General features: G+C 60.4%; 13 protein-coding genes. 5 read left to right on the forward strand and 8 right to left on the reverse strand.

Annotated elements, in window-relative coordinates; all coding sequences use genetic code 11:
- Positions 1 to 131: 131 nt before the first annotated feature.
- Positions 132 to 1,097: a substrate-binding domain-containing protein gene (locus ACSOSP_RS28615; protein ID WP_455311817.1), complete on the reverse strand. Its 966-nt coding sequence runs from the start codon at positions 1,095 to 1,097 to the stop codon at positions 132 to 134.
- 258 nt (positions 1,098 to 1,355) lie between these two features.
- Here ACSOSP_RS28615 and ACSOSP_RS28620 point away from each other — a divergent pair, with 258 nt between their 5' ends.
- The 3 genes from ACSOSP_RS28620 (at position 1,356) to ACSOSP_RS28630 (ending at position 3,489) form a co-directional block, all read left to right on the forward strand.
- Entirely contained in the window at positions 1,356 to 2,228 is an 873-nt protein-coding gene (locus tag ACSOSP_RS28620) for a LysR family transcriptional regulator (RefSeq protein WP_089164221.1), read from the forward strand.
- A 185-nt stretch (positions 2,229 to 2,413) separates the two neighbouring features.
- Positions 2,414 to 3,127: a DUF2968 domain-containing protein gene (locus ACSOSP_RS28625; RefSeq protein ID WP_455311818.1), complete on the forward strand. Its 714-nt coding sequence runs from the start codon at positions 2,414 to 2,416 to the stop codon at positions 3,125 to 3,127.
- 104 nt (positions 3,128 to 3,231) lie between these two features.
- On the forward strand, positions 3,232 to 3,489 hold the full coding sequence (locus ACSOSP_RS28630; protein ID WP_455311819.1) for a hypothetical protein: 258 nt from the start codon (positions 3,232 to 3,234) through the stop codon (positions 3,487 to 3,489).
- Between the two features lie 52 nt (positions 3,490 to 3,541).
- On the opposite strand, the gene ACSOSP_RS28635 is transcribed toward ACSOSP_RS28630, so the two are convergent.
- Entirely contained in the window at positions 3,542 to 3,793 is a 252-nt protein-coding gene (locus ACSOSP_RS28635) for a hypothetical protein (RefSeq protein WP_455311820.1), read from the reverse strand.
- 26 nt (positions 3,794 to 3,819) lie between these two features.
- The gene (locus tag ACSOSP_RS28640; protein WP_455311821.1) at positions 3,820 to 4,734 is read right to left on the reverse strand and encodes a hypothetical protein; all 915 of its coding nucleotides are present in this window, start codon (positions 4,732 to 4,734) and stop codon (positions 3,820 to 3,822) included.
- 78 nt (positions 4,735 to 4,812) lie between these two features.
- Here ACSOSP_RS28640 and ACSOSP_RS28645 point away from each other — a divergent pair, with 78 nt between their 5' ends.
- Complete coding sequence (locus ACSOSP_RS28645; protein WP_455311822.1) at positions 4,813 to 5,184, forward strand: phage baseplate assembly protein; 372 nt, start codon at positions 4,813 to 4,815, stop codon at positions 5,182 to 5,184.
- Here ACSOSP_RS28645 and ACSOSP_RS28650 read toward each other — a convergent pair.
- Complete coding sequence (locus ACSOSP_RS28650; RefSeq protein ID WP_455311823.1) at positions 5,113 to 6,264, reverse strand: MFS transporter; 1,152 nt, start codon at positions 6,262 to 6,264, stop codon at positions 5,113 to 5,115. The two genes, ACSOSP_RS28645 and ACSOSP_RS28650, sit on opposite strands and share 72 nt — an antisense overlap.
- Positions 6,261 to 7,067, reverse strand: a complete 807-nt coding sequence (locus ACSOSP_RS28655; protein WP_455311824.1) for a DeoR/GlpR family DNA-binding transcription regulator — start codon at positions 7,065 to 7,067, stop codon at positions 6,261 to 6,263. The genes ACSOSP_RS28650 and ACSOSP_RS28655 overlap by 4 nt, the downstream gene beginning before the upstream one ends.
- Before the next feature lie 271 nt (positions 7,068 to 7,338).
- Here ACSOSP_RS28655 and ACSOSP_RS28660 point away from each other — a divergent pair, with 271 nt between their 5' ends.
- Positions 7,339 to 8,259 (forward strand): LysR family transcriptional regulator, encoded by a 921-nt coding sequence (locus ACSOSP_RS28660; protein ID WP_455311825.1) that lies wholly within the window; start codon positions 7,339 to 7,341, stop codon positions 8,257 to 8,259.
- A 48-nt stretch (positions 8,260 to 8,307) separates the two neighbouring features.
- On the opposite strand, the gene ACSOSP_RS28665 is transcribed toward ACSOSP_RS28660, so the two are convergent.
- Genes ACSOSP_RS28665 through ACSOSP_RS28675 form a run of 3 tightly spaced genes read right to left on the reverse strand, consistent with a single transcriptional unit; the run spans position 8,308 to position 11,571 of the window.
- On the reverse strand, positions 8,308 to 9,201 hold the full coding sequence (locus ACSOSP_RS28665) for an MBL fold metallo-hydrolase (RefSeq protein WP_455311826.1): 894 nt from the start codon (positions 9,199 to 9,201) through the stop codon (positions 8,308 to 8,310).
- On the reverse strand, positions 9,194 to 10,525 hold the full coding sequence (locus ACSOSP_RS28670; RefSeq protein WP_455311827.1) for an MFS transporter: 1,332 nt from the start codon (positions 10,523 to 10,525) through the stop codon (positions 9,194 to 9,196). The genes ACSOSP_RS28665 and ACSOSP_RS28670 overlap by 8 nt, the downstream gene beginning before the upstream one ends.
- Before the next feature lie 14 nt (positions 10,526 to 10,539).
- A complete protein-coding gene (locus tag ACSOSP_RS28675; RefSeq protein ID WP_455311828.1) occupies positions 10,540 to 11,571 on the reverse strand; it encodes a succinylglutamate desuccinylase/aspartoacylase family protein in 1,032 nt (343 codons plus the stop codon).
- Between the last annotated feature and the right edge of the window lie 347 nt (positions 11,572 to 11,918).

The following is an 11,918-nucleotide window of genomic DNA, read 5'->3' on the forward strand; positions in this document are numbered from 1 at the left end:
CAAGCCGCACGCGTCGGAACACTCTACGCTGCTTGCGAAATTTCGGCATGCATGCGTCGTCGTGACCCATTGCGGCTTGCCACGACGACTTATCACGACGACGCATACCGGTCGGCTCGAGGCCGGCCGACTTACTTGGTGACCAGGTTGACCGGCGTTTCCACCACGCTCGACAGTTCCGACTGCTTCTGATGCGCGGAGAGCGCCTTCAAAGCGGTGTCGATACCAAATACCGCCTGTTTCGCGGCGTATTGGTCGGCGGTCGCCAAGACCCGGCCGTCGGCCAGCATCGGCTTGATGGCGTTGATGTTGTCGTAACCAACCACGTATACCTTGCCTGCCTTGCCGGCTGCCCGCACTGCAGCAACCGCACCAAGCGCCATGTTGTCGTTGCCGCACAGCAGCGCCTTGATGTTCGGGTTCGCGTTCAGGATCTGCGATGCCACCGCGTTGCCCTTGTCGATTTCCCACTCGCCGGATTGCAGTGCAACAACCTTCATGCCGCCTGCCTGCATTGCCTGCTTGAAGCCGGCCGTGCGTTGCTGCGCATTGGTCGTGGTCGACACGCCTTCGATAATGCCGACTTCATCGCCGGATTTCAGTTTCTTGGCCAGGTAGTCGCCCACCAGTTTCGCGCCCTTCGCGTTGTCCGGGCCGACGAACGGCACGTTCAGGTCTTTCGACTTGAGCACTTCCGGATCGAGCTGGTTGTCGATGTTCACCACGATGATCCCTGCATCCACGGCCTTCTTGATGACCGGAACGAGCGCCTTGGAATCAGCGGGGGCGATCACGAGCGCATCGACCTTCGAGACGATCATCTGCTCGACAATGCGGATCTGGCTCGCGGTATCGGTTTCATCCTTGATGCCGTTCGAGATGAGCGTGAACTTGCTGGCGTTATGCGCCTGATAGTCCTTGGCGCCGGTTTCCATGGTGAGGAAGAACTCGTTGGCGAGTGACTTCATCACGAGGGCGACAACGGGCTTTTTAGCCGTTTGAGCGAATGCCGACGAAACCGGCAGGAGTGAAAATGCGGCAAATACCGCGGTTGCAGCGAGTACGCGGCGCCGTGCTGGGTTGGCTTTGCGGGTCATAGAGTCTCCGTTAGTTCGCTCTTCGGTCTACTGAGGGATAGCCGTCGAATCGTTCAGGCAGTTAGTCGATTGGTCGATTGCTCGGTGCATCAATTTGAATGACATGCTTGTTGCCGCTTTGCTTTAACGCTGATACGTGAAAACCCGATGCATGAGCCAAGGCGTGAATCCAAGCGGCAATCCGGCCCATCGGGGTCTAATGCTATCCTCGCGAATCGCGATATGCTACGTCTAAAATCGAAAGCGAGCGTTTCAAAAATGGAACACGTTGACTGGGACGATCTGCGGCTTTTGCTCGCCATCGCCCGCGAAGGAACCATGAGATCAGCCGCGGCGGCGTGTGATCTTAGCGCGGCGACGCTGTCGCGCCGCCTCACCGAGCTTGAAAGAAGATTAGGTGAACCCCTGATTGACCGCGTGCCTTCGGGCTGCGCAGTCACGGCGTTCGGGCAGCGGGTGCTCGCATGGGCCGAGCAGATGGAGGCCCTGGCGCATCAGATCGAACGGGCCGGAGATGTCACGGGTTCTCACGGTCTTGAAGGTACAGTCAGGATCAATGCGGTCGAGTGGATGTCCTACATCCTGATGAAGTTGCTGGGCTCCTTCCAGGAAAGGTTTCCCGGACTGGCCATTGAAGTGCTGACCTCGCAGCAGCCGTACAACCTAGCCCGGCGCGAAGCCGACATTGCCATCTGGTCGGAATGCCCGGACGAGGGTGACTTGTATGTGCGCCGGATCGGCAAAGTCCGCTTTGGTTTATACGCATCGCGGGACTACTACCTGCGTCACAAGGTGGCGATCAAGAAGAAGGAGTGGAGCAAGCTGTCCTTCGTCGGTTATGACGAGCGCCGGGGCGATCATCCTGCGGCCCGCTGGCTCAAGACGCTGCCGGGCGCGCCCGCGCCTAGCCTTCGCAGCAGCTACGTGCTGGGCGTGTTCGACGGCGTGCTGGGCGGCTCGGGCCTGGGCGTGCTCGCTCAACTGGCGGGAGATACGACGAGCGATCTGGTGTGCATCGAACCGCATATCAGGGAGCTGGATCAGGATGTCTGGATGGTCCTGCACCCGGCGCTTCGCGGCAGCGAGCGCATACGGGCGGTGTCGAACCTTGTCGCCGATATTTTCAGGTGACGACGGCCTTACGCTTAGCCTCTTGAGGGGCGCATGCCGCGGCGCTTCACCGAGCATGGGGATTATCCGGTCCTGCAATTTTCATTTAACGAGCACGGTTTTTTGAAAGCTGCCAATAAATATCGGCGCAATCTATCTGCGATAATCCGTTCGGTTTCGCTTTGTTCAAAGAACTCGGAAATTCCATGCAATCCAATAATAAATGGCGGTACGGGGTAGTTCTGTGGGCGGGGGCGGTGGTCTGCACGGCGGCGTGCGTCGCACCCACTGCAATGGCGGCAACGCCTGCAGGGCAGGATTCGTCGTTGGCAGCGGGGAATGCGCTTGGCGACACGAGTGCGAAACGCGGTCTGCTGACCAACGGCGCGGCTGACGAACCGCAGGCGCCGGGCAACGGCAACATTACCGAGTTGCAGCAGATGATCCGCGACGGCAAGGTCGTAGAAATGCGCACGACTTATAACGGCAGCTATGGTGCGAGCATGTTGTTTTATCCGGACCAGATGACGTATTACGTCGCGCTGTTCCAGCAAAAGAAGTTCTGGCGCGTGATCAAGACGCAGACCGATACGCGTGCCGAAGCGGTCTATGGGGACTTCGCGAAAAACACGGCGCTGCTTGCCGATTCGGAAATTCGCCGGGAGAAGCTGCAGGCTGAAAATGCCTTCGCGGATCGGCTGATTGCGTTGCAGCAGAACCGGGCGAACCGCTTGCAAGCGGATGTCGATGTGGCGCGCGCGCAGCAAAGCCAGGTCGTTGATCGTCAGGCGCAACAAAGGGACGCCATTGTTGCCTTGCGGGCGCAGCAGGACGCGGCTCAGGCTGAATTGCGTGCGTTGCAGACCAAGGTGCAGGATCTTCAGCGTCAGGCGGATGGGGATTTGATGCCGGTGCAGTGAATTTCGCGGGGCTTGGGGGGCGGGGGCGAGGTTCTGCGGCTAGGTTTCTGCGTTTGCGGTTGGGGTCAGTGCCAAGCGCCACCAACACACGCGAGCGCTTGCTAATGAAAAAGATAACGGAAAAAGGCCGCGCCATGACAGATACCACGCCGGAAAAGGTTGCCCACACGATCAAAGAGTTTTGCGCGCTCTATCACATCGGGCGCACGCACTATTACGCGCTGCAAGCAAGCGGCGAAGGCTCGGTCGAACTACGCGCCGGGCCGCGCAAGGTGCTAATTACGCGCCGCAGGGCTAAAGCGTGGGAACGGCGTTTCGAGAAGCAACCCGTAAACGGTGATAGCGTCAGCGACGCGGCATAAGTCTCGCGACGCCGATAGCGACGAAGGAAGGCCCGCGCTGCGGGCCGATGACCTAAGCCTTTGTCGAATCCCCCGGCTCGCTTTCCGTTGTGATCGACAGCTTGCCTTTTAGAATCTGCGATCTGGACGCAAGCGTAAGCAAGATCATTCCGCCCAAACGTCGGGCGAAATCATCATCGAGTCGGTTTTGAAAATCATCCAACGGAAGGTCAAAGCTAGTACGCCTAGCCAGTGCTCCGGCAATGTCATCGACTGGAATATGAAACGTTGAAATCGTGTTCGTTTCCTCGTTGTACAGCGACACGCTGCATGTCGGACGTTTTGATAACATTAATACCCTCTGCACTGTTGATAGTTGGCGAAAGCGCGACTTTTGCATTCTAAAAAATAAGCGGGGCTTTTGAACATCGCTCCGCCCGCCGAACATAGATCCATGTCTAGTTCGTACTTTGCGAAGCAATCAGCCTCCTGTTCCTCGCCCACGCCGCGCGCCGCTATCGACATTACATCATCGCCCGTCACGCTCTTGACGTACTCAAACGGCGCCGCGTCGCCCAGCGGCGTGGTGACGCTTCCAACGTCTGTTACATCGCCAAGATCGAAAGCGGCATCGTCACCGGACGATGGCAGCGCAGACGCAACACCGGAAACCACGGATACAACCGATGCCGCAAGCGCGCTTGCCGCCTCTCTGGCGGTGCGAGCGGCAATGTTACGCGCTTGCGCTTCCGCCATCGTTTCAACGTGCCGGAAGGGTTTTTGTAGTGCCCGAGCTTCTCGTGCGATGCGTTCGTCTATCTCCTGGTTATACGCCTTCAGGTCATCTCGGTATGCCTTCGAGCGGGCCGCGTAACTGCTGGCGCGTTCGGCAATGTCCCGTTGATACGCTTCATAGTCGAATTCTTGCTTCGGAACAAAACCGTCGTGAGCGATGTAAGCGGGTTCCGCTCGAACAATCACCACGTCCCCGCTGCGCAGTTCCTGACAAAGCGCTTCGATAATGTTCTTGGGGCTTTCACCGTAAGGGCTGGGCCGGTAAGCCGGGAACGAACCGATAAGAAACTTTTGCACCCGCTCCACTAGCTCGGGCTGGCTCGCCCAATGCTCGATATTAGCGGCTCTGAATAGAGCTTTTCCAGCGTCTAGCGCTTCTTGCTGCTCTTTCGTTCTCGTGTTTCGTGCGTAGTCCCACTTTTTGTAAAGCAGGTAGCGATAGCGACCATACCGCATCAATTCGATTGTCATCTCAGTTATTTTGTTGTTGCAACACCCCGAACGCTAACGCACTTTTCCGCGCGTCCATCTCAATAAACTGACGCGCGGATGGTGACTCTTACGGAGTGCGCATCAAGGAGTTTTGCGTCAAGGGCTTTGCAGCAACGCGCGGATGGTATCGACGCGCCAGAACAGACGTTGTACACGTCAACAGGCATAAGGGATCCGTGCAAAGTCGCGTTAGGCGCGGATACGGTGATCGACGGCTACATTGACCGCTATGTGGTGAGCATCGACGCAGGCGCGCATACGATGCAAATCATCGGACGCGGCAAGTGTTGTGACTTGGTTGATTGCACGCTCGAATATCCGGGTACCCGCGACTCCCATCCCCCAAAGCTTAGTACCTTAAAACGCCTCTTTAACCCCCGCCCGGCTCACGGCTTTCCCACCCACCAGACAGACGATCAACGCGGCTAGCAACAGCGCACACAACGCGAGACGCAACCCCAGGAAACCTGCGCCCAGCCCAATCAAGGGCGGGCCCACCAGAAAGCCGGCATAGCCCGCCGTGGCGGCCATGGACACACCAACGGCCGGCGTTGTTGTAGAACGGCCCGCAGCACTAAAGATCACCGGCACGATGTTAGCCAGACCAATTCCCACAAGCGCAAACCCCACGCAAGCAGTGACCACGTTTGGATACCCCAGCACCAGCGCCAAGCCAAGCGCTGCGATAAGCCCTCCGCTAGCGACCACTACGCTCGCGCCCAAACGTCGAACCGATACATCGCCGACCACGCGGCATGCCGCCATCGCGAAGGCAAACGACGAATAGCCGAGCGCCGCCGCGCTCGCTTGCGTGTCGAGTGCCGAGCGCAGGAACACCGCGCTCCAGTCCGCCACCGCCCCTTCAACCAGCATGCAGAGAAAGGCGAGGGCGGCGAGTTTCATGACGCCTGCACTAGGCAAAGTGAAACCGCTAGCCGACGCCAATGCCCTCGGTCCAATATCCCGCAGCGCAAATACAGCGCTTGTCAAAACCAGCACGCCGATAACGACGTCAGGCAGCAGCAATCCGCCTATCGTGCCGATGCCGTTGGCCTGAAGCGCCGCACCCCCCGCTGCGCCTAACAGACCACCCATGCTCCAGGCCGCATGAAACGACGACATGATGGGCGACTGCCATTCGCCTTCGATGGCACTGGCATGTCCGTTCATCGATACATCCAGTGCGCCGTTCGCGGCGCCTAACGCAAACAGCACGACGCATAACAAGGCAAAGTCCGGGGCTAGCGCGGGCAAGGGCAGCCCAATGACAAATGCAACGCCCAGGAATGCGGTGACGCGGCCGCTTCCAAAGCGTGGCGCCAGCCGGCCCGCTAGCGGCATCGCCACAATCGCGCCTAAGGCAAAACAAAACAGCGCGATCCCGAGCGATGTATCGCTTAGCGACAAAGCTTCCTTGATCCGCGGGACTTCGACGGCCCACGCGCCAATGCCCAGCCCGTTACCGAGAAAGACCGCCGTGGTGGCAATGCGTTCAGCGACGGGCTTCATGATCGAGCCTCCGCGTGAGCCACGATCACGTTGCCGCAGATCTTTTCGAATTCGGCTAGCCGTTGCACGGACACATCCGGCTCCACGATCAGATGCTCGACACTGGAGGTTGCCGCTACAAAAAAGGGCGCCGAAGTCATCAGTTTCTCCGACGTCATCGCGATGGCGACCTGACCGCTTGACTTGACCATCGCGCGTTTAAGCTCGGCTTCCTCCGCCTCGAACGCCGCCACGCCCTCGTCCGGGTCGATGGCGCATGCGCCGAGGAAACAGAGGTCAGCCTTGATCTGCTGGACCTGCAAAAGCGCGGTGGACCCGAGAGACCCCGCTCCACGCGCGCTCATCCGGCCGCCAATCAGGATGACGTCGAAGCCGGGACGATCGAGCAAGCGCGAGCAGGCATCGGGGGAATTGGTCACCACCGTGAGCCCCGCGTTGTCCGGAAGCGCCGCGGCGATAGCGACGTTGGTCGACCCGGCATCGAGCAGGATGATGTGCCCCGGCCGGACGATGGACACCGCCGCAACAGCCAGTCGGGCCTTTCGGTCGGCCGCTTCGCGCAGACGGGTGGACCCGGATGGTGTAGCGGGCGAGATCAGCAGCGCACCGCCGTACACACGCTTGCAATGGCCCGCGTCGGCCAGATCGCGCAGATGGCGGCGAACCGTGTGCTCGGAGGTGTTGAATTCGAGCGCGAGTTCGGTCGCCAGCACGCGGCCGTGCGTTTGGAGCCTGCCCAGTATCAGCTTTGCACGTTCGTCGGGAAGCAGCCCGTCTACGGCATCACGCCGGGTTCTTTGCATGTCGTTGGCCTCTGTTTGCGCTTATTCAGTCGTCGTCAATCGATCATAATCGAGCATAATGTATCGTAAACGAGATAATCCGGGCAAATTTTTTTGTACAGGTCTTAGGAGGGCGCGCGTCCCGTCGCGCGCATCAAACGCGGATAGCATTGACGTCGAGCGTTATCCTGACGTGCCGTCGCAAACGGTGATGGCAGATGCCGCCAGAACGTGCGGTGCGGATGTGGAGATGTGGACCTGAAGGATTGCCGCGGCAACAGAGGGAACAAACTTGGAACTTCGACACTTAAGGTACTTCGCGGCGGTCGCGGAAAATCAAAGCTTCCGGCTGGCCGCTGAGCATATCAATGTCACGCAGCCGGCGATTACTCGCCAGATACAGGATCTCGAGCAGATGCTGGGTGCGCGGCTTTTCGACCGCACGCCGCAGGGCGTCAAGCTCACTGTCGCGGGCGATTTATTCCTGCGCGAAGTTCGCAAGTCGCTCGGCATACTCGAGTCGGCCACGCGCGCGGTGAGGCTGGTTGCATCGGGGCTCCAGGGCACGTTAAGCCTTGGCGTGGTCGACAATGCAAGTTGGGACGGCCTGGTTCCTGATGCGTTTAACAGTTTTCAGCGCGAAGCACCCGAGGTGAGCATTCATCTGGCGCCAATGAACACGCCCGAGCAGGTCGCCGAGATCCTTGCCGGAACGCTGGACGGCGGGTTTATCTACACCTACGGCGAGCTTCCGCGTGCGCTGCGTGTGTTGCCTCTGGTCATTGACGATGTGGTGGCCGCGGTACCGCGAAGCTGGAATCTTCCGCAGGGCCAGGCGATTTCCGCGCGTGAGCTGAACGGCCGGCCGATGGTTTGTTTTCCGCGGCAAACGTACCCGGCGTATTACGACATGCTGGTCAGCGCGTGCAGCGAGGCCGGATTGACGCTGGACGTGGTGCAGGAAGTGCCGACCGAGGCGGCGATCCTGTCGCTCGTCTCGGCCGGCATGGGAGCCGCGATCGTCAATGCCGCGAATCTCGGGCGGCCGCCGGCACGCGCGCAGTTCCTGCGCTTCACCGACCTGTCGGTGCGGATGCCGCTGGCCTTCGCTTATCTGGAGACGAATCCCAACGCGGCGTTGCAGCGGCTGCTTCGCGTTCTCGGCGCAATGGTGCAGCCCGACGTGAGCGTAGCGGCCGTTAAACAGCGGTAGGGGCATCATTAATTGCCGCAGACAAGCCGACCATCACTCGAAAGATCTTCACACGAAGCGCCAAGCGAAGCCGCCGTTGCTTTGGGCCGAGACATCCCCCACCTCCACCGCACCCGCCGATGTCCCGGCAAAGTGCGGCGTGAACACGGTCGCGCCCGTTTCGACTGCCCGGTCGAGTACCCATCGGCGGGAGACAGTTGCACGATGCTGGTCGGCACAAAACACCGAACTCCACGCCGGACGATAGACCTGGATCGGGTGATGCCATACATCGCCGCTAAAGAGCGCGTGCGCACCCGCCGACTCGATTTCGATCGACATGTGCCCGGCGCTGTGACCCGGCGTCGGATGGAAGCGGATGCCCGGCAGATATTCGCCGCCCTCGGGACCAATTTCTTCGGCGAGTCCCGCGTCGATCACGGGCAACACGCTGTCATCGAAAACCATGCGCCGGCTCTCGCCAGCGGGTGTATCGAAGTACTCTCGTTCGACGCGTGAGAACACGTAACGCGCGTTGGGAAAAGTGGGCACCCAACGGCCGTTGTCGAGCCGGGTATTCCAGCCGACGTGGTCCACATGCAGGTGCGTAAGCAGCACGAAATCGACCTCTTCGGGCTTCACCCCCGCGCGCTCCAGCCGCTCGAGATACGGTGTATTCAGTTGATGGAAGAGGGCGCTGAATGGACGGTCCTTATGATTACCGCTTGCGGTGTCGATCAGGATGACCTTGCCGCCGACTCGCAGCACCCAGGTATTGACGTTCAGGACGAAGTGTTCGGCGGCCGCATCGACTTGGCCGTTGGCGAGCCATGCTCGATGCTCTTCAATGACAACGGGGTCGAAGTCGGGGAACAGCTTGCCCGTCTTCAACTGAAACTGTTGTTCGGTCACGCGGGTGATCAACGCATCGCCGATGCGGTAGGTTGTCGATGGTTCATCCATGTGGGGTCTCCGCTTGCGACTTTCGCGATTCAATAGGATTCAGCAGCATGGCGACCGCACCGGCGAGCGCGATGGCGACGATGGTCAGCATGCCGGCCTGCATGTCGCCGGTGAGCGTCTTGACGACACCGATGATGATCGGACTGGCGAAGCCGCCAAGCGCGCCGCAAATGTTGATGAAGGCAATGCCGCCCGCTGCCGCTGCCGTGCCCAGGTACCCCGCGGGGAGCGCCCATAGAACAGTGTAGGACGCCCAGAGCATGGCGGTAGACAGCGCGATGGCAGGCAGCGCGACGCCGAGCTTGTCTGGGTACAACCCGGCGATGGCCAATGCGACGGCGCCCACGATGCTCGCGATCGCACTATGGCGGCGGCGTTCGTTGCGACGGTCTGAGCTGCGGCACAGCCATCCCATTGCGGCAATGGCTGCAACGTAGGGTAAGGACGACCAAAGGCCGATCGCCATTGTGCCCGCAACGCCAGCGGTCTTCAGGATAGTGGGCAGCCAGAAACTCACTGTATAGATCCCCGCGATCACGCAAAAATTGCTGAAGGCAAGCGTCAGCACGCGCGGGTCGGAGACAACGGTTCTCAATGATTGATGCCGCGCTTCGCTCGCCGCACGGTTCAGGCGTTGCGCATCGAGATCAGCGGCAAGCAATGCCTTCTCTTCATCGGAAAGCCAGTTTGCCTGCTGCGGACGATCATCGAGGAAGAAGAATGCAATCACACCCAGCACGCAGCACGGCAGGCCTTCGACAATGAACATCCACTGCCAGCCTTCAAGTCCATGCGTGCCTGCCAGCGTAGTCATGGCCCAGCTCGACAGCGGTCCGCCGATAACACCGCCGATCGGTCCCGCCCACATCACGACGGCCATCGCGCGAGCGGTGCGGGACGGCGCGTACCAGTAGGTCAGGTAGAGCACCATTCCCGGTGCGAACCCCGCTTCGAAAACACCGAGCAGAAAGCGCAGGGCGTAGAACGTGTGGATGTCCCGGACGAACAGCATCGACGCAGAGGTGAGGCCCCACAGCACCATGATGCGCGACAGTGTCTTGCGGGCGCCTATCCTTGGCAACAGCAGATTGCTGGGAATTTCGAACAGCACGTAGCCGATAAAGAAGATGCCCGCAGCGACGCCATAGGCCGCGTCGGAGAACGAGAGCTGGTTCTGCATCTGCAGCTTCGCAAAGCCGATGTTGATGCGGTCGAGGTACGCGAGCATGTAGCACAGCGTCAGGAACGGCAGTAGGCGCCAGGTGATCTTTCTGTAGAGCGCATCGCGTGCGTCGACGCCTTGTGTCAACGGGATGGCGGACATGGTCGTCTCCGGGTTCATTGCGCGTGGTGATTGGAAGGGGATGCCAGATCGGATGCCACGAGCGCGACGCAATCACCCGGCTCGACGCTCGCAAACGAACGCACGATGACGACCACGCCCGCGCTGCGGAACTTCAGCTCGATGGGTTGGGCCCACGGCGCGTGCGGATCGAATATGCGTCCGGCCAAGTCGCCGGCGCTCACGCGGTCGCCGAGCGCGAATACCGGCTCGAAGATCCCGCGCGTGGCCGCAAAGACGTAATGGCGCTCGCCTTCAACCTGCAGCCAGCGCGTGTCGTGACGCGGCGCCGGCAACGCCTCACCGGAGCAGATGCCGAGCGCCGCGAGCACGCGCTGCAAGCCTTCCTCCACGATCGCCAGGCCTTGCGGATTACACGTCGCGTAGCCGCCGAACTCTCCGCACAGGAAGAGCTTCCCGTGTCGCTCGATGGCGGCGCCATAGGTGCGGTCCTCGCCAAGCAGGTCCATGACCATCGCGTTGGGAGCGGCGAACGCATCGACAATCCGCTGATATTCGCGGCGTTGGCCGGCGTCGGCCGGTGGTGCGACCAGCAGCGTCGGCAGATGATCGAACGACGCGCCTCCTGAGTGGATATCGAAGATGAAATCGGCACGGGGAAACAACTCGGTGTCCACGTAGTGCGCAATCATCTCCGTGATGGAGCCATCGCGATGGCCCGGGAAGATCCGGTTCATGTTTGCGCCATCTATGGGCGAGGTCCGCCGCCCCGCGAGAAACGCGGGAAAGTTGAGACCTGGCACGACGATCAGGCGACCGCTGATCTGCATCGACGGCATGCGTTGCAGCAGTTTCATCAGCGCGATTGGGCCTTCGTATTCGTCGCCGTGATTGCCGCCGGTGAGAAGCGCTGTTGGACCATCGCCGAGCTTCAGCACGGCGATCGGGATCGGGATGTGCCCGTATGCGGAGCGGTCCACGGAATGCGGCACGCGCAATGTGCCGGTCTGAAAGCCTTCCTGCTCGAAATCGATATCCGTCGAGATGCGCGAGCGGTCGGTGGCCATGGTTCGTCTCCTGGGTATTGGCATGAGGTGCGGCGGTGAATGCAAACAACACGCAAACGACGCTGCAATGCCCGTACTATCGGAAATCGATGTGGTTTATGCCAATGCCGATTGATGGCTTGCGTGATGCCTCGGAGGCATCACGCTTCAGCGAGGGAAGGCGTACAAGTCCTGTGGCGGATTCAGATGGAGGACGTTTGCTTGCGTGAGAGCGAAGTGATCCTTGTCGGTCGTTGTTCGGAAGAAGTCGACCCGCTGCGGACTCTGGACCAAGCTCGCAACGTCCGCCGCTTTCAGGGGATAGCAGTCGTTCATTCCTTCGAGCCGGTCGAGTGGCCCGTATTGCC

It is taken from the genome of Caballeronia sp. KNU42 (genome assembly GCF_053760385.1).

Bases quoted from the DNA above. Each gene is read 5' to 3' on its own strand.
- ACSOSP_RS28655 (WP_455311824.1), bottom strand. From the start codon at position 7,067: ATGCAAAGAACCCGGCGTGATGCCGTAGACGGGCTGCTTCCCGACGAA.
- ACSOSP_RS28650 (WP_455311823.1), bottom strand. From the start codon at position 6,264: ATGAAGCCCGTCGCTGAACGCATTGCCACCACGGCGGTCTTTCTCGGT.
- ACSOSP_RS28630 (WP_455311819.1), top strand. From the start codon at position 3,232: ATGAAAAAGATAACGGAAAAAGGCCGCGCCATGACAGATACCACGCCG.
- ACSOSP_RS28675 (WP_455311828.1), bottom strand. From the start codon at position 11,571: ATGGCCACCGACCGCTCGCGCATCTCGACGGATATCGATTTCGAGCAG.
- ACSOSP_RS28640 (WP_455311821.1), bottom strand. From the start codon at position 4,734: ATGACAATCGAATTGATGCGGTATGGTCGCTATCGCTACCTGCTTTAC.
- ACSOSP_RS28615 (WP_455311817.1), bottom strand. From the start codon at position 1,097: ATGACCCGCAAAGCCAACCCAGCACGGCGCCGCGTACTCGCTGCAACC.
- ACSOSP_RS28665 (WP_455311826.1), bottom strand. From the start codon at position 9,201: ATGGATGAACCATCGACAACCTACCGCATCGGCGATGCGTTGATCACC.
- ACSOSP_RS28625 (WP_455311818.1), top strand. From the start codon at position 2,414: ATGCAATCCAATAATAAATGGCGGTACGGGGTAGTTCTGTGGGCGGGG.
- ACSOSP_RS28670 (WP_455311827.1), bottom strand. From the start codon at position 10,525: ATGTCCGCCATCCCGTTGACACAAGGCGTCGACGCACGCGATGCGCTC.
- ACSOSP_RS28645 (WP_455311822.1), top strand. From the start codon at position 4,813: ATGGTGACTCTTACGGAGTGCGCATCAAGGAGTTTTGCGTCAAGGGCT.
- ACSOSP_RS28620 (WP_089164221.1), top strand. From the start codon at position 1,356: ATGGAACACGTTGACTGGGACGATCTGCGGCTTTTGCTCGCCATCGCC.